The 24,163-nt window shown below is 38.3% G+C and carries 13 protein-coding genes; 6 read left to right on the forward strand and 7 right to left on the reverse strand.

The window, feature by feature from the left end:
• Window positions 1-22: 22 nt before the first annotated feature.
• Window positions 23-13,792: a BspA family leucine-rich repeat surface protein gene (locus AC3B6G_RS00265; protein WP_489848459.1), complete on the reverse strand. Its 13,770-nt coding sequence runs from the start codon at window positions 13,790-13,792 to the stop codon at window positions 23-25.
• A gap of 319 nt (window positions 13,793-14,111) precedes the next feature.
• Window positions 14,112-14,345 (reverse strand): hypothetical protein, encoded by a 234-nt coding sequence (locus AC3B6G_RS00270; protein WP_489848460.1) that lies wholly within the window; start codon window positions 14,343-14,345, stop codon window positions 14,112-14,114.
• A gap of 134 nt (window positions 14,346-14,479) precedes the next feature.
• Here AC3B6G_RS00270 and AC3B6G_RS00275 point away from each other — a divergent pair, with 134 nt between their 5' ends.
• The gene (locus AC3B6G_RS00275; RefSeq protein ID WP_489848461.1) at window positions 14,480-15,022 is read left to right on the forward strand and encodes a hypothetical protein; all 543 of its coding nucleotides are present in this window, start codon (window positions 14,480-14,482) and stop codon (window positions 15,020-15,022) included.
• A 31-nt stretch (window positions 15,023-15,053) separates the two neighbouring features.
• Here the strand turns inward: AC3B6G_RS00275 and AC3B6G_RS00280 are convergent, their stop codons facing one another.
• Window positions 15,054-15,335, reverse strand: coding sequence for a hypothetical protein (locus AC3B6G_RS00280; RefSeq protein WP_489848462.1), 282 nt, complete (start codon window positions 15,333-15,335; stop codon window positions 15,054-15,056).
• A 16-nt stretch (window positions 15,336-15,351) separates the two neighbouring features.
• Complete coding sequence (locus AC3B6G_RS00285) at window positions 15,352-15,843, reverse strand: thioredoxin domain-containing protein (protein WP_489848463.1); 492 nt, start codon at window positions 15,841-15,843, stop codon at window positions 15,352-15,354.
• Between the two features lie 76 nt (window positions 15,844-15,919).
• Between AC3B6G_RS00285 and AC3B6G_RS00290 the strand changes: the two genes are divergently transcribed.
• Window positions 15,920-16,423 (forward strand): O-acetyl-ADP-ribose deacetylase, encoded by a 504-nt coding sequence (locus tag AC3B6G_RS00290; protein ID WP_489848464.1) that lies wholly within the window; start codon window positions 15,920-15,922, stop codon window positions 16,421-16,423.
• Window positions 16,424-16,492: 69 nt separating this feature from the next.
• The gene (locus tag AC3B6G_RS00295; protein WP_489848465.1) at window positions 16,493-17,242 is read left to right on the forward strand and encodes a hypothetical protein; all 750 of its coding nucleotides are present in this window, start codon (window positions 16,493-16,495) and stop codon (window positions 17,240-17,242) included.
• A 35-nt stretch (window positions 17,243-17,277) separates the two neighbouring features.
• Here the strand turns inward: AC3B6G_RS00295 and AC3B6G_RS00300 are convergent, their stop codons facing one another.
• Both AC3B6G_RS00300 and AC3B6G_RS00305 read right to left on the reverse strand, forming a co-directional pair.
• Entirely contained in the window at window positions 17,278-17,778 is a 501-nt protein-coding gene (locus tag AC3B6G_RS00300; RefSeq protein ID WP_489848466.1) for a GNAT family N-acetyltransferase, read from the reverse strand.
• 49 nt (window positions 17,779-17,827) lie between these two features.
• Window positions 17,828-18,172 (reverse strand): hypothetical protein, encoded by a 345-nt coding sequence (locus tag AC3B6G_RS00305; RefSeq protein WP_489848467.1) that lies wholly within the window; start codon window positions 18,170-18,172, stop codon window positions 17,828-17,830.
• A 142-nt stretch (window positions 18,173-18,314) separates the two neighbouring features.
• Between AC3B6G_RS00305 and pepF the strand changes: the two genes are divergently transcribed.
• From pepF to AC3B6G_RS00320, 3 genes are all read left to right on the forward strand, one after another.
• On the forward strand, window positions 18,315-20,120 hold the full coding sequence (gene pepF / locus AC3B6G_RS00310) for an oligoendopeptidase F (RefSeq protein WP_489848468.1): 1,806 nt from the start codon (window positions 18,315-18,317) through the stop codon (window positions 20,118-20,120).
• A 27-nt stretch (window positions 20,121-20,147) separates the two neighbouring features.
• Entirely contained in the window at window positions 20,148-20,324 is a 177-nt protein-coding gene (locus AC3B6G_RS00315; RefSeq protein ID WP_489848469.1) for a hypothetical protein, read from the forward strand.
• 430 nt (window positions 20,325-20,754) lie between these two features.
• Window positions 20,755-21,633 (forward strand): GRP family sugar transporter, encoded by an 879-nt coding sequence (locus AC3B6G_RS00320; RefSeq protein ID WP_489848470.1) that lies wholly within the window; start codon window positions 20,755-20,757, stop codon window positions 21,631-21,633.
• A 39-nt stretch (window positions 21,634-21,672) separates the two neighbouring features.
• On the opposite strand, the gene AC3B6G_RS00325 is transcribed toward AC3B6G_RS00320, so the two are convergent.
• Entirely contained in the window at window positions 21,673-24,162 is a 2,490-nt protein-coding gene (locus tag AC3B6G_RS00325; RefSeq protein WP_489848471.1) for a carbamoyl phosphate synthase preATP-grasp domain-containing protein, read from the reverse strand.
• Window position 24,163: the final 1 nt, after the last annotated feature.

Genomic DNA, 24,163 nt, shown 5'->3' on the forward strand with positions numbered 1-24,163 from the left:
GCACTGGAAGCAGTTTGCGAATCTAATTTTTCATCATTTGATACAATGCAATGGCATTTCCAGCGGCAGCGTCATTAGAGATTTGCGTAGCAAGCGAGTTAGCAGATACAACATAACTAGAAGCAACACTTTGGGCACTCGTCAAACTATTGTAATTAGTTTGCGCACCGGAATAAGCCCCACTGGCAATGGAACTTTGTTTGGTAGCATCAGCGCTTAAACTATTGAGTGCACTATTAGCATTGGAGATCGCTGCTGAAGCACTAGCGATCACTGAGTTCGAACGGTTCATAGAATTAGTAGGACTCAAATCGGTCATCTTAGCGACCGTTTCAGCATAACTAGCACCTTGACTTGAATCCGCACTGACAACCGCAGAAGCACTTGCTGCTTGGGAATTAGCGATCGAAGCTGCAGTGATGTCGCCACTTGCGGAATTAGCTAAGGAAGCAATGTTAGAACTGATACTACTGATAGCGGAACTAGCAGAACTACCACCACTGGCATTACTTGCGTTCGAAGCAGCCTTGATGGCAATATCAGCCATCGAACTGGCGACCGCTTGGTCGCTGATGGCCTTCGAAGCAGCTACTGAGGCACTTGCAGTCACACTACTTGCAACGGAAGCGGCACTCGTAGCAGCACTTTGGTAACCACTCATACCAGCTAAGGCAGTATTAGCTTGGGAAGCAAAGGTACTACCCAAACTATTGTTACCTTGCGCAAAGGCACTATTTGCTTGCGATACCAAGGAGTTGACTTGACTAGCCGCAAAACTAGCAGTGGTATTATTACTATTTGCCACACTAGCCGCACTGGATACTTCTGTGGAGTAACTTAATGCAGCGGATGATTGAACGATCGCATCGGATAAGGCCGCACTAGCAGTATTAGATGCCGATTTAGCAAGACTATTTTGACTGGATACCACGGAATCACTAGTGTTAGCACTGGCAATACTTGCAGCAAGCGAAGCATTGTTACTTACTGTGGTGTTGAAGCCACTAGTAGCGTTCGCAGCAGAAACCGCTTCACTAGCGTACTTAGAAGCGTCAGAGTTAGCAGCATTGGCACTGGAAGCAGCCGCACTCGTTGCATCTGACATACTATTAGCAGAACTAGAGTTCCCACTGTTGGCTCCACTTTGGGCGTCACTGTTGGCACTCGAAGCTTGACTGGCAGCGGAACTGGCAGTTGAATTATCGGCACTGGCAGCATTAGATGCGTCACTAGCAGAATCTGCAGCACTCTTAGCCGCACTAGCAGCGGAACTTGCTACACTAGAATCAGCCTTAGCCTTGGAATCAGCAGAACTAGCGGATTGTTCAGCGGATGAGGCAGCGGAACTATCCCCTTGTGAAGCAGCCGAACTGGCGATACTGTGAGCAATACTTGCTTGTGAAGCAGCCGAACTAGCATCAGAAGCCGCACTGGATGCGGTATTAGCATCTGAACTAGCTTGACTAGCATAACTAGAAGCCTTAGATGCATCTGATTGGGCATTCGAAGCAGCGGAACTGGCCGTACTTGCCGCACTCTTAGCAGTCGAAGCAGCGGAACTGATCGTACTGTTACTTGGGTTAGCAGAGGCCGCACTTGCGGCGGCACTAGCATTGCTAGAAGCTGCACTAGCTTCAGAACTAGCACTTTGGGCACTATTAGAAGCCGAAGCAGCATCAGAAGCAGCGGAACTGGCAGCCGAACTGGCGATCGATGAACTACTACCGGCTCCATTGGAACCAGTGGCAGCACTGGATGCTTCGCTGGCTTCACTGGAAGCCTTGGAAGCATAACTATCGGCGGCACTAGCAGCTTGGGCACTAGTCAAGGCCGCATCAACGGAGGCCTTCGCAGCATCAGCAGCTGATTGATCACTAGCCGCACGAACCGAAGCACTAGAAGCCGAACTAGCGTTCGATTGCGCAATAACCGCTTCACTTTGTGCATTCGTAGCATCTTGAGCAGCAGCTTGTGAAGCAGTATTTACAGAATTACTGTAAGCATCTCCAGAAGCTTGGTTACCAGCCTTGTAGTAACTATTGGCAATTGAAGCATAGCTAGAAGCGTTCGATGCCTGGTTACTTGCATCGGAAGCATAACTATCAGCACTGGAGGCAGCAGTACTTGCCGCACTCTTAGCACTAGCAGCTTGACTAGATGCGATCGCAGCGTCACTAGAAGCACTGGAGGCAACTGAACTTGCTGAAGTAGCAACACTAGATGCAGATGCAATCACGGGGTTACCAGAGTTAACGGCATCGTTAGCGATTGAAGCAATGGCACTAGATGTAGTATTGATAGCATTAGAATCATTGATGACTGCAGCATCAGCAGAACTAGTAGCACTAGCGGAATCAGAAGCGATCTTAGCATAACTATCAGCCGAGTTAGCAGCTGTCCGTGCTTGGTTAGCAGCGTCACTGGCATTCGCAGCCGCGTTAGAAGTGTTAGATGCACTATTGCTACCTGCGGTCGCAGCACTAGCGGCCTTGGAAGCAGCCGAACTAGCACTATCGGCAGCATTGGAAGCAGCGGAACTATCGTTAGCAGCGGCCGTAGATGCAGCTTGCGCCTTACTGTCTTCGTTCTTAGCGTCAGCAGCGGCATTACTTGCGGCGATCGAAGCACTTTGAGCAGAATTAGAATCATTACTTGCAACAGCAGCAGCGGAGGAAGCCGTGGAGCTATCACCCTTAGAAGCAGCGGAACTTGCCACACTAGCAGCAGAACTGGCATCGGAAGCTGCTTTACTTGCGATGGCAGATTGTGAACTAGCAACCTTGGCATCTGAACCAGCTTGACTAGCCGCACTGGATGCGATCGCAGCTTGACTAGATGCATCGGAAGCAGCCGAACTAGCCACACTGGATGCAGATTGAGCAACAGAGTTAGCAGAGCTTACCGTAGCGTTACTTGCGTTCGCAGCCGCAATGGATGCCGCAGAACTTGCGTAACTAGAAGCCTTAGCGGAGTTACTAGATGCACTTTGGGCATTAGCAGAAGCATAGTTAGCAGCATTCGAAGCATCAGAAGCATATGAACTAGCTTCAGAGGAACTACTACCGGCTCCATTAGATCCAGTGGCAGAAGCACTCGCAGCCTTAGCTTCAGAACTTGCCAAAGAAGCACTGCTATCAGCTGCACTAGCAGCTTGAGCACTCGTTAATGCAGCATCAACAGACGCCTTAGCAGCATCAGCTTTAGCTTGATCACTAGCAGCTCGAACCGAAGCACTGGATGCAGAACTGGCTGCTGATTGAGCTACCGTGGCTTCACTTTGAGCATTGGTGGCATCTTGAGCAGCTGCCTTAGATGCATTGATAACTGAATTACTGTAGGCATCTCCGGATGCTTGGTTACCAGCAGAGTAGTAACTGTCAGCAATAGCGGCATTACTTCCAGCAATTGAAGCTTGGTTTGAAGCATCTTTAGCGTAACTATCCGCATTGGAGGCCGCAATACTGGCCACACTATTAGCACTGACAGCCTGACTACTTGCAATTGCGGCATCACTGGAAGCAAATGAAACTACTCCACTTGCTGAAGTTGCAACACTAGAAGCGGATTTAATCACTGGATTACCAGAATTAACAGCATCAGAAGCAATCGATGCAATCGCACTGGAAGCTGAACTTACGTCCGTTGAATCAGTGATGACTTGGGCATCAGCTGAACTAGTGGCGATTGCAGATGATGATGCTTCTTTAGAGTAATTATCGGCATCATTAGCAGCATTCGAAGCTTCATTTGCCGCAGCACTAGCATTATTAGCAGCGTTCGAAGTATTCGTAGCACTTCCACTACCCGCAGTAGCGGCACTGGAAGCCGCACTATTGGCGGAACTAGCTGTAGAAGAAGCATCATGAGCCGTTTTACTATCGTTAGCAGCCGCATTCGAGGCATTTGCAGCAGAAGTTTCTTGTGCGATTGCATCAGCAGCCGCATTACTTGCAGCGATTGAAGCACTTTGGGCGGAAGCAGAAGCGGTACTTGCAACTACTTGAGCAGATGAAGCTGCAGAACTATCACCCTTGGCAGCAGCAGAACTAGCAATGATGGCTGCAGAACTAGCATCAGTAGCAGCAGAACTAGCTAAAACCGCTTGACTACTTGCAACTGTGGCATCGGAACCTGCCCGACTAGCCGCACTGGATGCAATACTGCTTTGAGATTGAGCATCAGAAGCTGCAGAACTAGCTTGTTCAGCAGCACTCTTAGCAACTGACGTTGCGGAACTGACCGTTGAGTTCTTTGGATTAGCGGAAGCAATCTTAGCAGCATCACTGGCATAATCAGAAGCACTCGCAGCATCAACAGATGCACTTTGGGCGTTCTTAGCAGCCCCTTGGGCATCATTAGAAGCAACACTGGCGGCAGAACTAGCTACAGATGAACTACTGCCGGCTCCGTTGGAGCCAGTGGCAGAAGCACTGGCAGCCCTAGCTTCAGAGCTAGCCAAAGAAGCACTGTTATCCGCAGCACTGGCTGCTTGGGCACTAGTTAAAGCAGCATCAACGGATGCCTTTGCAGCATCAGCAGCAGCTTGATCACTAGCAGCTCGAACTGAAGCACTGGATGCCGAACTAGCATTCGATTGGGCAATAACAGCTTCACTTTGAGCATTCGTTGCGTCTTGGGCAGCAGCTTGTGAATCAGCATTAACAGTATTACTGAAAGCATCTCCGGAAGCTTGGTTACCAGCAGAGTAGTAACTATTAGCGATTGAAGCATTCGAGGATGCTAAGGAAGCTTTGTTACTTGCATCGGAAGCATAACTATCAGCACTGGAAGCAGCTTCACTAGCGGCACTCTTCGCACTAGCAGCTTGACTAGATGCGATTGCAGCGTCACTGGAAGCACTGGATGCAACGGAACTAGCAGAAGTAGCTACACTTGAAGCAGATGCAATTACAGGGTTACCAGAATTAACAGAAGCATTAGAAATTGCCGCAATCTCACTGGAAGCAGTATTAACAACATTAGAATCATCGATCACTTGATCATCAGCAGAACTGGTGGCAATTGCAGAATCAGATGCGATCTTAGCATAACTATCAGCAGAGTTAGCAGCTGTCCGTGCTTGGTTAGCAGCGTCACTAGCATTGGCAGCAGCTTGTTTAGCATTCGAAGCACTATTGCTACCTGCGGTCGCAGCACTAGCCGCCTTCGAAGCAGCGGAACTAGCACTATCGGCAGCATTAGATGCGGCAGCACTATCGTTTGAAGCCGCATTACTTGCGTCTTTGGCTTTTTGATCTTCGTTCTTGGCATCAGCTGCCGCATTACTTGCAGCAATTGATGCACTTTGCGCGGAGTTAGAATCATTGCTTGCGACAGCAGCAGCGGAGGAAGCCGTAGAGCTATCTCCCTTAGCAGCAGCGGAACTAGCGACACTAGCGGCAGAACTAGCATTAACAGCAGCTTGACTTGCAATAGCAGATTGAGAACTAGCAACTTTGGCATCCGAACCAGCTTGACTAGCAGCTGATGAAGCGATAGCAGCTTGACTGGATGCATCAGAAGCAGCGGAACTAGCTACTTTAGACGCACTTTGAGCCACGGAGTTAGCAGAGCTTACAGTTGCATTACTTGCATTCGCAGCCGCAATGGAAGCCGCAGAACTAGCATAACTAGAAGTCTTAGTAGCGTTACTGGATGCACTTTGAGCATTTACAGAGGCCGAGTTAGCAGCCGTAGAAGCATCGGAAGCATATGAACTAGCTTCAGAAGAACTACTACCGGCTCCATTAGAACCAGTTGCAGAACTAGAAGCGGAACTAGCGGCACTCTTAGCAGCAGAAGCATAGCTATCGGCAGTGCTGGCATCTTCAGCAGACTTCAATTCTGCTTGAACATTAACATTGACATTAGATGCACTACTTTCATCTTTAATAGCTTGAGAAGCAGCGCTTTGGGCTACGGAAGTTGCACTAGAAATAGTTGCAGAAGTATTTTGAGCAGTTGTGAGTAATGTGTTCGCAGACGAAACGACATTTGCCGCATCAGCTTCATCATTTGCTAAAGCAGTTGCATTCCCAGCACTAGCATCAGAAGCAATTTGTTTATTGATATTACTAATCTGTGTTGCATAACTATCTGCACTACTCTTGTAACTAGTAAAGCTTGCATACGCATTAGATGCAACAATGTATTCACCACTTGCAACTGAGTTGGCAGAACTAGCATCCGCACTGTATGAACTCAATGAAGTAAGATCATTCTTAACAGCAGTCGAGGCACTTGAAATGACTGGGTTCCCACTATTAACCGCATCATTGTAAATACTATTGATCGTACTTGCGATACTACTGCCGTCGCTGTAGTAACTGTTAACTTTCGTATCAGCGGAACTAGCAGCAATCGATGCTTGTTTAGCAGCGTCTAAAGATGCACTGGCAGAGTTAGCAATTGATGCGATTGCAGCACTGATACTAGTTGCTTGACTACTTGCCGAAGAACCAGCAGCACTACCTGCAGCACTGTTAGCAGCATTGTTAGCACTCGAAGCCATACTGTTAGCAGCACTAGCAGTACTATTATCAGCAGAAGCAGAAGCATTAGCGGCACTAGCAATATTTTCCTGACCTTTAGCATCAGCAGCGGCATTACTTGCAGCGATCGAAGCACTTTGGGCGGAAGCAGAAGCAGTGCTTGCATCAATTTCAGCAGATGAGGCAATAGAACTATTACCTTGCGAAGCAGCAGAACTGGCAACACTAGCAGCACTACTTGCTACCTTAGCAGCTGATGAAGCTGCAGAAGCTTGATTACTTGCAACAGTTGCATCAGAGCTTGCTCTCTGAGCTGCACTGGAAGCAATACTACTTTGAGATTGAGCATCAGAAGCTGCTGAACTAGCTGTACTTGCGGCACTCTTAGCAGTCGCAGCAGCGGAACTAACGGTACTATTAGTTGGGTTAGCAGAGGCGACTTGGGAGGCTGCACTAGCATAACTAGAAGCACTCGAAGCTTCATTGGAAGCACTTTGAGCATTTTGAGATGCCGAGACAGCATCTTTAGAAGTGACACTAGCTGCAGAACTAGCGACAGATGTGCTGCTGCCGGCTCCGTTGGAGCCAGTGGCCGAAGCACTCGCTGCACTAGCTTCAGAGCCGGCCAAAGAAGCACTGCTGTCCGCAGCACTAGCAGCTTGAGCACTAGTTAAGGCCGCATCAACGGATGCCTTAGCGGCATCAGCTTTAGCTTGGTCACTAGCGGCACGAACTGAAGCACTCGATGCAGAACTAGCGGCAGATTGGGCAATACTTGCTTGTGATTGAGCATTCGTATCATCTTGGGCCGCAGCCTTAGAAGCATTGATAACGGAATTACTGTAAGCATCTCCCGATGCTTGATTTCCAGCAGAATAATAACTATTAGCGATTGCGGCATTACTACCGGCGATCGAAGCTTGTTTACTTGCGTCAGAAGCATAACTATGAGCATTCTTAGCAGCATTACTTGCAGCACTATTAGCACTGGCAGCGTCACTACTTGCAATGGCAGCGTCACTGAAAGCACTGGAAGCTACTGTACTTGCTGAAGTTGCAACACTAGAAGCGGATTGAATGACTGGATTACCGGAGTTAACAGCAGCAGAAGCAATCGAGGCGATGGCACTGGAAGCTGAACTTACGTCCGTTGAATCAGTAATGACTTGAGCATCAGCTGAACTAGTGGCGATTGCAGATGATGATGCTTCTTTAGAGTACTTATCAGCATCATTAGCAGCGTTGGAAGCTTCGTTGGCAGCTGCACTGGCATTCGTAGCAGCATTCGAAGTGTTCGCAGCACTCCCACTACCTGCGGTAGCGGCACTCGAAGCCGCACTATTGGCGGAACTAGCTGTTGAAGCGGCATCATGAGCCGTCTTACTATCGTTAGCAGCCGCATTCGAGGCATTTGCAGCGGAAGTTTCTTGCGCAATTGCATCGGCAGCCGCTTTACTTGCGGCAATCGAAGCATTTTCAGCAGAAGCAGAAGCGGTACTTGCAACTACTTGAGCTGATGAAGCAGCCGAACTATCACCCTTTGAAGCAGCCGAACTAGCAACAATGGCAGCTGAACTAGCATCAGTAGCTGCGGAGCTAGCTAAAACCGCTTGACTACTTGCAACTGTGGCATCGGAACCTGCCCGACTAGCCGCACTGGATGCAATACTGCTTTGAGATTGAGCATCAGAAGCTGCAGAACTAGCTTGTTCAGCAGCACTCTTAGCAACTGACGTTGCGGAACTGACCGTTGAGTTCTTTGGATTAGCGGAAGCAATCTTAGCAGCATCACTGGCATAATCAGAAGCACTCGCAGCATCAACAGATGCACTTTGGGCGTTCTTAGCAGCCCCTTGGGCATCATTAGAAGCAACATTGGCGGCAGAACTAGCTACAGATGAACTACTACCGGCTCCGTTCGATCCTGTAGCTGAATTACTTGCTGCACTGGCTTCAGAGTTTGCCAAAGAAGCACTGCTATCAGCAGCACTGGCATCCTCAGCTGACTTTAAATTAGCTTGAATATTTGCATCAGCAATAGAAGCGCTATTTTCATCAAGAATTGCCTGTGATGCAGCACTACTAATCACAACTTCAGCAGAAGAAAGATTAGTTAAATCATTATTTGCATCAGAAACAAAATTTACTACATTTCTTACAATAATAGCACCCGGACCAATATTATTATTAATTTGTTTACCCTGATTTATCAAACCGTTTAACGTTTTGCTGTTAGTAGCAAAATCTTTATTAGCACTAGAGGCCGTGATATATTGATTACTTGCAACCGAGTTAGCAGAACTAGCATCATTACGATATGACGTTAAGGAAATCATATCACTATTTGCTGCACTTTTAGCTGCAGAAATAATCGAATTACTACTATTAACCGCATCAGAAGCAATACTATTAATCTTGCTAGTAGCACTACTACCATCAGAATAATACTCATTCACTTTGTTATTTGCAGAACTAGCTGCATTGGAATTAACAATAGCAGAACTATTTGCCACACTGACTTTACCAGAAAGTGAAATCATTGTTGAACTAGCACTTACCATCACACTATTTATTACTGATTTTAACTTTTGTATTCCGACTTGATCTTCATTAGAAGCCGCTAACGCAGCAGAATTAGCTGTTGAAGAATCCACAGCTGCAATACTGGCAGCAGTTGAAGCATTATTTTCATATTGAACAGTTTCAGAAGCAGCATTACTAGCAGTAATTGAAGCTGATAAAGCAACACTAGCAGCTGAACTAGCAATTGATCCCTGATAACTTGCATCAGAAATATTACCAGCATTAGAATCATTTAAAGCTGTTGAAGCAGCATTGGATGCAACGATATTAGCAGAACTAGCCGTCCAAGCAGCCAAACTTGCTGTTGATGATGTAGCAAAAGTTAAACTTACTGCTGAATTTGCAGCGGCAGATTGTTTATTAAGATCTAATTTAGCAGAACTTTCAACCGAAGAAGCACTCTTTACAGCATCAAAAACAGAATCAATAACACTACTATCTATTAATTGATAATTTAAATTAACTTGTGATAATACAGTAGCCGTAGTATATGCACTATTAGCAATTATATCAATATTAGTATTTTCACTAGAATATACAGCTATAGCAGAAGAATTTAATATAGCTGCAGATCTTGCACTACTTGCAAGTGAACTACTACTATTCGCACCACTATTAGCGGAACTAGCAATAAATGAATCGACTGCGGCAGATTCTGCAGTCAAAGTCAACGCTGCACTAGAAGCAACATTACTATTATTTGAAACAATTAATTCTGCACTTGAAGTAGTATTATAAGCACTTGTTGCTGTAGAAGCATATGCATTCATACTACTAATATTAGCATTAGCAGATATAATATCATTTGAAGCCTTAATGGCATATTCGCTAGCACTTGTTTGATTACCAGCTATAGCGTAAGAAAGTGCCATTGATGAATTATTACTTGCATCATTATTATAAGAAGAAACAGCACTAGCATAACTATGAGCAGAAGCGAAAGCATTGTCCGCAACTACTTTAGCTGATTGAGCTTCACTATCATTTATCGAACCAGCAGCATATGCTGAAGACATAGCTAAAGAAGCATTTGAAGCAATACTGTAGGCACTTTTCACTACAGACTCACTTGGATAATCAGAAGAAACACTAGTAATAAATTTAAATGCGGAACTCACGATAACTTGATTACTAGTAATACCATTACTACCGTTCATTTCAGAATCAGCTTTACTTGCTAGAGAATCAGCATTACTATCAGCTGTTGAAGCATTGGCATTTTGAGCACTACCTAGAGCATCAATAACAGATGCTCTTGCAGAATCAGCTTTTGATTGATCACTAGCAGCTCGAACAAAAGCACTTGAAGCAGAACTAGCTGCTGATTGAGCAACATTAACTTGAGCTTTTGCACTTGCAACGTCATCAGTAGCTGCTTTTGAAGCATCGTTAGCAGCAGTACTCATTGCAGAAGCTGAAGCTTGGTTCCCATCATTGTAATAACTAGTTGCCTCTAAAGCAGCAGATGATGCAATTGATGATTGAAGCGATGCATTGCTAGCATAACTACGCGTATTGGAAGCAGCAATACTTGCAGCACTATTAGCACTAACAGCATCCTCAGAAGCAATCGCCGCATCACTAGATGCAAAAGATACTACACCACTTGCAGACGTAGCAACACTAGAAGCAGATTGGATAATTGAATTGCTGGAATTAACAGCGACAGAAGCAATTGAAGCAATCGCACTAGATGCAGAACTTACAGTTATAGAGTCATTAATAATATTTCCATCAGCAGAACTAGTTGAAATAGCAAATGAAGAAGCTTCCTTAGAATATTCATCTGCATTAACAGCAATATCTGCGGCTGCGGAAGACGAAGAACTGGCACTAGTAGCGTTATCATTCCAAGTACCAACTGATTTATTAAGGTAAACTCCCTTTTTAACATTCGAGTTGGTAACTAAATTAGTGGTTTCACCATCACCAACTAAATACCAATTTCCAGTTAAACTATTGCCATTAAATACTGCATGCGCATTGGATAAATCTATTTTTTGAAATGCCCAATAAGCATTTGTGTCTCCAAACATGTATCCGGTATTAGCATTATTAACAACATTTAAATTCTTAAAGTTAAGAGTTTGAAGACCATGATCACTAGCAAACATTGCTCCAAAAGTAGTCACTTTATCAGTATTAAAATTAGAAAGATCCAAATTTGTTAAAGATTCGTCAAGCATAAACATACCAGCCATTGTGGTAACATTACTTGTATCAAACTTTGAAACATCAATTGATTTTAATTGTCCCATATCAAAGAACATATTAGAAATGTCCTTGGCTTTAGGAGTTCTGAAACTACTAAGATCTAAACTAGTTAGCCCCTTTACTGACTGGAACATGTTATGAAAATCTGTAACATTGGAAGTATCAAAGTTATTTAGATTAAGAGATGTTAACTTATCTTCATAAAAAAACATATTACTCATATCAGTAACATTGGAAGTATTAAAATGACTAAGATCTAAACTTGCAAGTGTACTCGTTTGTCCCTGACTACCATTAAAGAACATACTAGCCATATTAGTAACTTTACTAGTGTCCCAAGTATTAAAACCAGTAATAGTAGGACTATCAACATTTGCAAACATTGAATTCATATTCGTAGTGTTACTAGTATCCAAACCAGATACGTCAAATGAGTTTAAATGTAATCCAAAATCAAATAAATGTGAACTATCAACTGGTGCTTTAGTATTAGTAATTGTAATACTTTTAATACTACTTGCATTTGTCGCATCTTTAATTGCTTGTGGAGTAACATTCGTTTCTAAATCACCATTAGAAATTGCTAAATTGCCGGTTGATGAGTCAAGTTCGTAAGTGGCTGTCCCCCATTTTCCAATTGCATTAACACCCCAGGTACCCTGATGTGATTGTCCATCCGCTAAATTAACAGATACGGGATTATCATTATCTACTTGATACATTGTAGGAGCTGATTCCCATGAATTAGAAGCCAATGTGGTTTTGTTCCCAAGAATAATTGTTTTTAAATTAGTGTTTGAAACCATATCATGCATATCAGTTACTTTTGATGTATCAAAATTACTTAGATTTATATTTTCTAACTTAGTGTCTCCAGAAAACATACCACTCATATTAGTTACTTTTGATGTGTCAAAATTACTTAGATTTATATTTTTTAAATTAGTGTTTTGTAAAAACATATAGCTCATATTAGTTATTTTTGATGTATCAAAATTGCTTAGATTTATATTTTCTAATGCGTTATCGAACGCAAACATATATCTAGTATTAGTTACTTTCGATGTATCTAATCCATTTCCATCAAACGAAACTAATCCATCCATATAAGCAAATAAGCCATCAGAGTTAATTGGAGCAACTGCATTATTAAAAGAAATTGACTTTACTTTATTAATTACACTATTAATACCAGATTGACTTTTATCTAAAGTCCCGTCATGAACAAATAATGCCCCTTGATCATCCAAGGTCCAAGATGCTGTCCCCCATTTTCCACTAGCAACTTCAGTTGCACCAATTCTATCCATATCTAAATCATCAATTTCCGCTAATGATGATTTAGCGTTGGCAGCACTAGTGTAATTAGTATAGTCATTTAAAGCCTGTTGAACATTATCTGCAAAGCCACTTACTTGTTTAGAGTCTAATGTAATTTGATTAGCAGCATTTACTGCTAAATTAGCAGTAGAAAAAGCTGATTTTATATAGTCTGAATTAGATGAATCAGATTGAGTTATTAAGTTAGCATATGAATGAGTCATTAAGTCAGCATCTAAAACTGTGTTTGCATTACTTTTCGCATTTTGATTAACATTAGAAGCATTTTCAACCAATTGTCCCATTGTCGTTAAAGCATTTGAGGCTGTTGATCGTGTATCAGAATTAGTGAATATCAATTGACTAAAACTTGACTTAAGACCATCGTTTATCGAACTTAAAGATAAGTACTGTGAATTCATTTCTGAAGATGATACCACAGCTGAAGATAAGGCACTGTCAGCTAAAGAAACTGCATCATTAGTATCATCATCAGATGAACTGTTAGTGGTAGTTTTACCATCAAAAGAAGAACTAGACCCATTACTCGTGATGAATGATGAAACTGAACTAGCCGATACAGTAGTGCTAGATTGTGTTAAGGAAATTCCACTTGTTGTAACATTAACATCATTTTGATCGACTGAATTGCTATTCATTGAACTATCTGATGATGTGCTTACACTATCCACATTAGATTTTGTATCATTTGAACTAAGTGAAACAGTTACATTAGAAGAACTATTCTTACTATTATCATCAACATTACTATTTTGACTAGTAGCAGTTTGACTTTCTTGATTCGTAGATGTAGCAATGCTTTTTTCGCTTGAACTATTAACATCATTACTGATAGATCCTACAACTTTATTATCAACAGAACTGCTTACTGAGGAAGTTTCATAACCAGAAGCTGAATTCACACTTGCGGACTGTGTACTGGTACTCGTTGCACTAACCGAAGCTGAAGACATCTCACTATTTGAAGTACTATCGTATCCCGATCCATAGTTGGAATTGGTATCCGCATGAACAGTTGTTGTATCAGATTGAACTAAGTGAGATATTCCATAACCACCAATTACCGTAAACAAAGAAGCAGAAACGACAACCCATTGTTTCTTAACTTTTTTCATTATTTTTTTATCATTAACTTTTTTAAATTCAAATTTATTATATATCATACATACTTACCCCCTATGTAAATATAATTCTAATCATTTTCATTTAATAACAACTAAGAAGAAAATTATTATAATAATCCTCTTGTATTTTTATGTAGTAACTATATGCTATCACATACTACCCTCATTTTTCCATCCCATTGTAATACTATTAATTAAAAATATCTACCCATTAGTTTATGTCTAAATGTCTAAAAAAATGAGATTCTCAAATGAGAATCTCATTTAATGTTTATTAATTAAATTGCTTTAACCTACTTTTTATTACTTGTGATGTAACAGCCATCGCTGAGGTAGAAAGTAGTAATCGTACCTTGTTTTATTGTCTTAACAATCTTAAACTTACGTCCTTTGGCAACCATTTACCCTTATCGCTGAATTCACGACGATAATGAATCTGAATACCGCAACGTTTAGTAACTCTTACCATCTTAACCTTATCAGCCTTAGGGTAATAAATACTGTAAAGGTATGCCAACTTACAGATGTAGTAACCACTGGATGCTAGAACAACATGGCTTCTAGTATCATAACAGGCGATGTTTGTACTCAAATTTATTGTAAATCATGTTTTTTGACTTTCCATAAATATTTTTGATACTTGAAAAGCAGGTAAAATAAACATTCAAAAAGAGAATTCCAAAATATTAATTGAATGATATAATAATTACAAGGAGATGAATTTTAATGGCATTCATATTATTCGTCATCATCACTTTAATAACATTAATTATTGTTTTTGGATTGATTGGTGAAGGACTTTTAAATTATAAGCACCTACAATTTGTAAAGAAAAGTTGGCCTAGTTTAACAACGATCGATCTTATTAATCGGCATCAATACATATTTGATTATAGGATGAAACTTAGCATTAAAAATGTATACCAATACTATGCGAATTTAATTACTTATGGAATCATGCTTATTACACTTGGAATCAGTATTGGCGGATATTTAATTGCTGATGTTAACTTAGCTTTAATTCCAATTATTACCTTATGTCTTGAACTTTCTTTTTATTTTTTTATTAACACAAATTTAATTAAGCAAAAAAATGATGATTACAAACAATACAGTCGCACCCATTTAGATAATGAAATTAAAATTATTATCATTCCAGATAGCTTTATTAAAGCCGTTCGGATAATAAGAAGAATTTTAGTATTAGCTTTCTTCTTTGATGCTATAAGCCTTTATGGTGTTTTAGTATTACTTAATCATATGAACTAAAAAACTCGGTAGGATTTCTCCTATCGAGTTTTTAAATTTTATTCAATACGGAACGCATCACTAAGTTAAAATTTGTATCAGTCGGAATCCCCTGCCAAAAAATTTGGGCATCCTTCTTAATCTGATATTCTTTACTTCCGGAAACAGCAGTGATTAAAAAATCAACCTGACGACCATGATAATTTTCAATCGTAATAACCCAACTTCTATGATCAGGTCGTGCAACAGATTTTAAATCATTGGTTGATGAAATTATATCCATAGCTGTAGCCCATTGAGCAAACATTCGAATTCGTTGCTTGATACTTGGCATTATTAAAACCTATTTCCTATTTACTGTAATCAGCTAATTTGTAATTACTATCACCAACAATTTTACCATCCATAATAATAGTAGGAACGGATGTTAATCCATTGGCTTCGTATTCTTTAATATTATCCTCAGCTACTTCATCACTGACATGACGGCTAGCACCTAATTCTTCTTCTAAATAATGAGCCACATCATCATGATCAAGATTATCGATAATTTCTTGGGAAGCGTAAGCCTTATCGATAAATTCCAATGCCTCGCTAGGCTTTGAATAGTCAACATCATCATTGGCAACATTTCCATTTAATAAACCTGGTTTTGGTTTGTTCCAGAATTTAATGTGAATGTTCAAACTACCTGCTTCACTGTTTTGTTTAATTGCCTTGCGATTAGCTAAATAAAATTTACGGCAAAATGGACAACCCAAATTAAGAACAATTGTTAATTCGTGTTCAGCATTAGGATTTCCTAAATTTAAAGTTGTTTTGTCAGAATAATCAAAGTTCATAATAATACCCCCATGTAGTTTTATGCTTTATAATTACATTGTATACAATCAATTTAAAAAAACAAGGATGATGCTTATGAATAAAATTAAAGTTACGCTCGGCGATATTACTAAATATCATGGCGATGCCATTGTCAATGCTGCAAATCGTGGATTACTTGGTGGTGGCGGCGTTGATGGTGCCATCCACCGAGCTGCTGGAAAACAAGAACTAGATGCAGCTTGTCAAAAATTGCATGGATGTCCAACTGGTGAGGCTAAAGCAACCTCTGCTTTTAATTTAAATGCAAAATACATTATTCACACCGTCGGACCAATTTGGCAAGGCGGCTCGTTCGAAGAGGCCAAATCGTTAAAAAATTGTTATCAAAATAGTTTGAAATTAGCAAATAAATTGGGTTGCAAAACGATTGCTTTTCCTTCAATTAGTACAGGTGTTTATGGATATCCGCTAAAAGATGCTGCTCAAATTGCAATCAAAAGTATTCAACAATTTAATTCTTCATTATCCGTTACATTTGTCTGTTTCGATCAGCTGACATATGAAATGTATTCTAAAGCAAACACGTCATTATCCTAAAGCTATTTAATCAGGTTTAGAATTGTTGTATAATAAAGATATTATTCTGTTTAGAAAGTGGTGAGATTTTTGTCTTTAAACAGTTCAGATTTTCAGGAATTAATTCCTATTTTTATTATTATCATCGGAATTGCAATTCTAGTTGCTGTTTTCTTTAGTTCAAAACGAAAGTATAAAAGAAAAAATGAAGTCAACATCCGTTATGGTAAGATGCATTTTTTCTATGTAGGTAGAGTTAGACAAAGAAAATATAAATTAATACATACAAATTTAGATGTTTGGGCTGAACATCAGGGCGTTAAAAATGTTGATAAAGCTGCTTACTTTAAATTAAAAAAAGAGTACTCATTTTCGCAAAGGGAACTACGTTATTTGAACGATCCGCAAATAGAAGAATTAACTAAGTGCTTAATTCGATATTCAGATACAGTTTTTGATGCTGTTTATAATGGAAAGAATATTAAAGAATTTACAAGAATTAAAAATGAATTAAAACGATTTAAAGTCTTAATTAAAAAACGACAAATTAAAAATGATACTCAAAAAAATTATTTATTAATGAATCGTGATTCTCAGTTAATTGCTTTAAAGAAAAAATATTCATTAAATAAACAAAATCTCAAGACGTTATCGTCAAAAGAAGAAACAGACTTAAATGATTGCATTGATGCGTACCTACATCTTCTTAAAACCGTTGACTTCAATCCTAATTCTGTCGTCGTATTAGATAGTTTAAAAACTAAGATGGCTGACACTAAAAAGGATATGTTAGATCGAGTTAACATTACTCGTCAAATTACTGATTCAATTCATTCATAAAAAAAAGGATTACCATGTTTGGTAATCCTTTTTTATTATTCATTGACATGTTTTCCTAAGATGTCTAAATCATATTTTTGATGCTCGATTTCTGCAACAGCTGGCAAATGTCCCCATTCAACGAATGAATGTTTTTTAAATAGATTGATACTAGGCGTATTATGATGAAAAATATAAGCTACGATTGTATCAATTGATAACTCTGGACACATTTTTTCAATGTCAGTTAACACTTGATTAGCAATTCCCTGATGTTGAAATTCACTATCAATGTAGATACTTATTTCAGCCGTATGTTCATAAGCTTCTCGACCATAAAAATCGTTCAAGCTGACCCATCCTACCCGCTCATCATCATTTAAAATTATAAAAATGGGTCTCTTAGATTGATCTCGATCACGCATCCAAAGGATTCGATCACTAACACTAATAGGATTTAAGTCTGCCGTAGCCTGATGTCCAGCAATGCTTTGATTGTAAACATCAATAATATACGGCAATTCAGATCGATTTGCTTTTTGAAAAGTTAGTTCCATAGTTAAACACCACCTTATTCAATATTTTACTAAATAAGAGGTTAAAAAACTAATTAATTGCCTGAATATCAAACAGAGAATAAAATTGAAGTCCGTTACTAGTTAGAATTGAAACTTGGTTATTTGAAACATTTTTAAAAATTCCTTCAATTGTTACTCCAACCATTTTTATTTGAACTAATTTTTTGGAACGAATCATTTCTTTAATTAATTGTCGGATCAACATAGGACTTTGTTGAGGTAAATGATTATTCATTTTAACACTACGGTCACTGCGATGATTATTCATTAAGTCTTTTTTCAAATTTTTATCGTTCCAACGACTAAAACTACGACGTTTTGCCTGAATTTCATTTGTTTCATCATTGACTACTCGATTATATTTCAAGGTCATATCTATCGCTCCTTTTTATTTACGTTTTCTCTATGTTTTTTATTATACGAACATATGTTCCCGTTGGCAAGAATTTTATCCATTTTCTTTAAGAAAAATGTATAATACAATAGATATAAATAAATTAAGAAAGGATTTTATTATGAACGAGATAAAACAAAGACCACTAAGAAAAGACGTTCCAACTGAATTAACGTGGGATTTAACCACTATTTTTCCAAGCGACGAAGCTTTTAATGATGCCTTTAAAAATGTTCAAAACCAGTTAAAAGGTATTAAAGATTTAAAGGACCATTTAAATGAAAGTGGTTCCCAATTGTTGAAAACAATTGAACAACTAGATAATTTTGATCGTGAAATTGAAAAACTATTTGTTTATGCTAATTTAAAACGTGACCAAGATACTAGTAATGACACTTATCAAGCTATGAGTGCTAAGGTTGAACAATTTGCTTCAAAGGCAGCTACTGCATCTTCATGGTTCACATATGAATTCCTGCAAATTCCTGTTGATCAAATAAGCGCAATGATTAAAGCCGAACCTGCTTTACGAAAATACCAACATTCATTTGATGCTCTTCAAAAAGAAAAACCACATATCCTTAGCCCTGATAAAGAGTCATTATTAGCTCAGTTTAGTGATGTTAGCGGAGCCTCTTCAAGAACTTATGACACCCTTTCAAATTCTGATTTGGAATTTCCTGTTATTAAAGATGAGGATGATAATGATGTTCAACTTTCCGAAGGACTGTATGGGACTTTAATTAAATCCCAAAAGCGAGCCGTTCGAAAAACAGCCTTTCAACAGTTATTTAAAGTATATAAACAATTTCGTCATACATTCGCAACTACCTTATCGGGGGAAGTTAAAGCTCATAATTTAAATGCTAAGGTCCGCCATTACGAAAGTGCTCGTCAAGCCGCAATGGAGGAAAACGAAGTCCCTACTGTTGTGTATGACAACTTGATTAAGGTTGTCCATAAATACACTCCACTCCTTCATCGTTATATGAAACTTAAAAAACAAATTTTAGGACTAGATGAATTTCATATGTATGATATGTATACCCCATTAGTCAAAAAGCCACCTTTAAAATATAATTTTAAGGAAGCCAAAAAAGAAGCTCTAAATGCACTCCAAATTATGGGAAATGATTATACTAGTCATTTAAAAGAGGAATTTAGTCATCGTTGGATCGATGTTGTGGAAAATAAAGGTAAAACTAGTGGAGCATATTCTGGCGGAATGTATGATACCAACCCATTTATTCTTTTAAATTGGCAAGATGGATTAGACGATTTATTCACTCTTGTTCACGAAAGTGGCCATAGTATGCATAGTTACTACACTCGTCACTTCCAAGATTATCACTATGGTGATTATCCAATCTTTATTGCAGAAATTGCTTCAACAACAAATGAGAATCTTTTGACCGATTACCTATTAAAACATAACGATGACTTAGAGACTCAAAAGTATGTTTTAAATCATTATCTAGACGGTTTTAAAGGAACCGTTTTTCGCCAAACCCAGTTTGCTGAATTTGAAGAATTTATTCACGAACAGGATCAAAACGGAAATCCATTAACTGCACAATCAATTAGTGATTTTTACTATCAATTAAATCAAAAGTATTATGGTCCAAATGTTATTCCTGACAATGAGATAGCTTTCGAGTGGACTCGCATCCCTCATTTTTATCTTAATTATTATGTTTACCAATATGCAACTGGTTTTGCTGCTGCAACAACACTTTCAAAGGGGATCATTAAAAATGATGACCATCAGTTAGATAAGTATATTAATTTCTTAAAAGCTGGTAGCTCTGACTATCCAACTGAAGTAATGAAAAAAGCTGGTGTCGACATGACAAAAGTTGATTATCTTGAATCAGCATTTAAGACTTTTGAAAATCGTTTAAATCAATTTGAAAAACTTTATCAATAATTTGGTTGTTACATGGAGGCTAATTAAATGTTCATTCTAGCATTATTAATGTTCTTTGGTTTATGGCTCACTTGGAAATTTTTGACCAGCTGGTTATGGTGGTTATTATTATTTGCTCTAATTATTGTTGCTTTAAAATTTGTCTTTTGGATTGCTATTATTTTTGTTTTTCTAGCGATGTTCGGCCTCTTTAGACAAAGGTAAACCTTATTCAATTTTTAAATCAATTTTTATAATATAGATATCGTAATATTTAATCAAACTAAATCTTTACTGAATAATCAGATGGTTTATTAACCGTAATAACGGTTAGTGTCCATTAGCTAATATTCTTATTTTAAAATTATTCATTTTATTTCATTAATTGCTTTTAAATAAAAAGTAATCATATAAAAGCCGTTATAGCAATGTTATTTAACTTCTCCACTAAAGTTTAAAATTATTTTTAAATCCATAAAATTGTGATGAAATTCTTTTAAAATATGAAATAAATATAATAAAATAATTGTGAATCAACATAAGTTTAATTCTTCTAGATTCAACATAAGAATAAGCTGCTCTTTTTGAGCAGCTTATTTTTTGTTTTTAAAAAGTGTATAATAAAAAATATTACACAAATATCGGAGGGATTATTTTGAATATAATAATTGGATTAGTTCCAGCTATGTTATGGGGAATTACCCCATTATGGGTTCATTTTATGGGTGGTAAGCCAATTCAACAATTATTGGGAACTACATATGGAGCTATTATTGTTGGGATTTTAATTTGGATAATTAAGCGACCAGAAGTAACTGCTGAAACATTCATATGGTGTTTCATAGGTGGAATGGGTTGGTCTTTAGGTCAACTTACTCAATATAATGCCTTTAAAAAATTAGGTGTAGCAACGACTACACCAATTACGACTGGTTTACAACTTGTTGGAGTAAATATTCTTGGGGTTTTATTCTTTGGTAGCTGGGCTTCAGGAATTGCAAAGGGAATTGGTTTCACTGCTGTTATTTTAGTTGCAATCGGGGTATATCTTACAACTAGGACTGATAATCCAGAAAATAGTGGTGTTGATAAAAAGCAATTTACCAAGAGTTTAATTGAATTAATTGCTGGTTCAGGAATTGGGTACACTGCCTGTTCTGTTCTTCCCAAAATTTCCAATGCTAGTGGTTGGTCAACATTCCCTCCCCAATCAATGGGAATGCTATTTGCTGCAATTGTTTTCTCATTAATAATCAAAGATTATCGTGATCAAAAACCTTTCCTAAAGAAGGCAACATTTAAAAATATTCTTACTGGGCTTAATTCCGGAACTGGAACAACTGGATATCTAATTTCAATTACTTTAAATGGTGTTTCAACCGGATTTACTCTTTCTCAAATGTGTGTTGCTGTTTCCACATTTGGCGGACTAGTCATCCTAAGGGAACATAAGACAAAACGAGAACTGCTTAATACTGTTCTTGGCGTTCTCTTAGTCTTAATTGGCGGTGTCATGACAAGTTTCATCCACTAAAAAAGATATCGATCATCAATATATGTGATCGATATCTTTTTATTTATTTCGATACGTTAGCCGTCCTCCGACTTCATAATCTGGATTTGGATGATAGTCCTTTAAACCTAGTTTTCGATATGGGTAAGTAGCAATTAAATCTGCTTCTTGTGGTTTCATATTATTAAGTAATTTCTTTAAATTATCTAGATCTAATTGTCCAGTATATAACTTAACGAGTTCACTTAACCAATTAATATTAGTTGTTTTATTAAGAAAAATTGTTTCAATAATTCTAACGGGTCTAATTCCATTTAATTGATAATCATCATTATCATAAGAAACAATCACTTGAACCAAGCCACGCCAATCATAATTTTTAATCATTGGTTTAGCTTGTTCGATCAATTGTTTCAATTTAGATTGTGGAATATCGCAATCAGTGCTTAACCCCTTCGAGAACTTCAGACGATGTTCATAACCATTGATTTTTACTGTATCAATGAACAGCGCTTCATCGTTAGTAACAAAGAAGTTTAAAGTATAATCTGCTTTATCAGGAAGTTTAACGTTCGTCTCTTGATCTGGAGGTAAAACAAAAACCGGACAGGTGACACTTTTTTTAATTTCGCGAACTAAATAGTGGCGATTCCCTGGAACAATAACATACTTTGGATGCTCAATTCTGATAATATCTAAAATATTCCCTAATTGAATCGGTTCGATGTATCGACGATCACTTACGGTATTTGTTAAAGTTGCTGAATTAGGATTATGATTAATAATTATCGTTTTAAAACCTAATTTTTTCATCTGCAATAATAACTCTGAAGTATAGTAATCAGCCGCTGTATTAGGGCCAAGATGATTGCCACCTCGGCCAATTACCAAAACGGTGTTATCAGATAACGGTTCAGCTTCATTTTCTGTTTCATAACTACTATAAAATGAATTTAAATTATAAATAATTTCCCCTGCAGAGGGATCTAACATCTTAAAAGTTGGCAAACTATCAGCCTTTTGAGCAAATTTTTCAATTGTACTAATTGGTAATTGCCATGTTGTCGCTAACATTCCATCTCCAAAACCATTCCGATGGGCAGCAGCAACCGTTTCTGGACTCTTGGGATTTTCCAAGACCAAATCCTCTGCTAATAATAAATGTTGAAATTTCGTTAAATAGAAGGAATCAATTTTGGTCAATTCAGTTAAGTCTGTGATTTGATAATCGCGACGTAATGCTTCAACTAAAACTTGAATTCTGTTGGCTTGGGGATGAATCAACTGATTAATCAATTGATCATCAGTCAATTCATGTTTATTTGGCAAGACATCTCGAGGGCTAAACTGAGAACTCCTTAAGGCTTTTAAAAGGGCCTCTTCAACCGTTCGTCCAATTCCAATCGCAGAACCAACTGATTTCATGTTTTGTCTCAAACGCGGACTAAGGCCTTTAATATCTTGAAATGGCCAAATTGGCATTCTTACCATTGTTCGATCGATAGTTGGCTCCATTAAGGGTGTTAGCGGATGATAATTATCTGAAATTTTAATCTCATCAATAGAGTTCTTAACCAATAAATTACTAAAGACTTCCATTAATGGATATCCTGAAGTTAATTCTGCTAACGACATCCCTCTTGTGTAATATGGCGTAATTTTAGTTATAAAATACTCTTCACTGACAGGATCAACAGCAAAGCTAACCTCACAAAAACCTTTTAAGTTCAAGCCTTCAATTATTTTAAAAGTTGCATTCCTTAATTGTTGATATTGATAATCACTAATCGTTTGAATTGGTGAGATTGCAATCGAGTCACCAGAATGAATTCCGACTGCATCGATATCTTCAATCCCATTAATAATAATCTTAGTTCCTTGATTATCACGTATTGCTGTTAAACTAAGTTCTTTATCTCCAACGATACTTTTTTCAATCACACATCGATCAACTTTTGAGTTTACCATCTGCGTATTCAACATTTGTTCGAGCGTATCCATGTCTTTACATTCTTTATGACTCCGTTTTTCTTGAGGAAGAACCGCCTTAACGATTACTGGTAATCCCATTTCACGAATAACTGGAAAAGCTTCATCAGTTGAATGAATAATTTGAGATGGTACCAACGGTTCATTAATATCATGCATTAATTGATGGATTCGTAATGGATTCCCAATGATTTGTAATGCTTCATGAGAAATTCCAATTACTGAAACATGATACTTATCCAATATCCCATCATTTAATAACCGTTGACAAATATGAGCTGCTCTAAAACCACCAAATACAGGTAAAATAGCATCTGGATGACGGCTTTTAATAATATCAATAATATTTTGGGAACTAATCGTTCGATAAAAAACATTTTTAGCCCGAATTTCAGTTGATGATAAAGAATAGGCATTATTATCTAATAATAATGACGTCACACCTAATTTTTTTAAATGAATGACCGTATTGTACACAGCAGAATCTAATTCAGTCTCTCGACCAATATTAGAAGGACCACCACCAATGATCAGAACCGTTTTGATTATTTGTTCACTCATT

The sequence above is a fragment of the Nicoliella sp. ESL1149 genome, assembly GCF_058107265.1.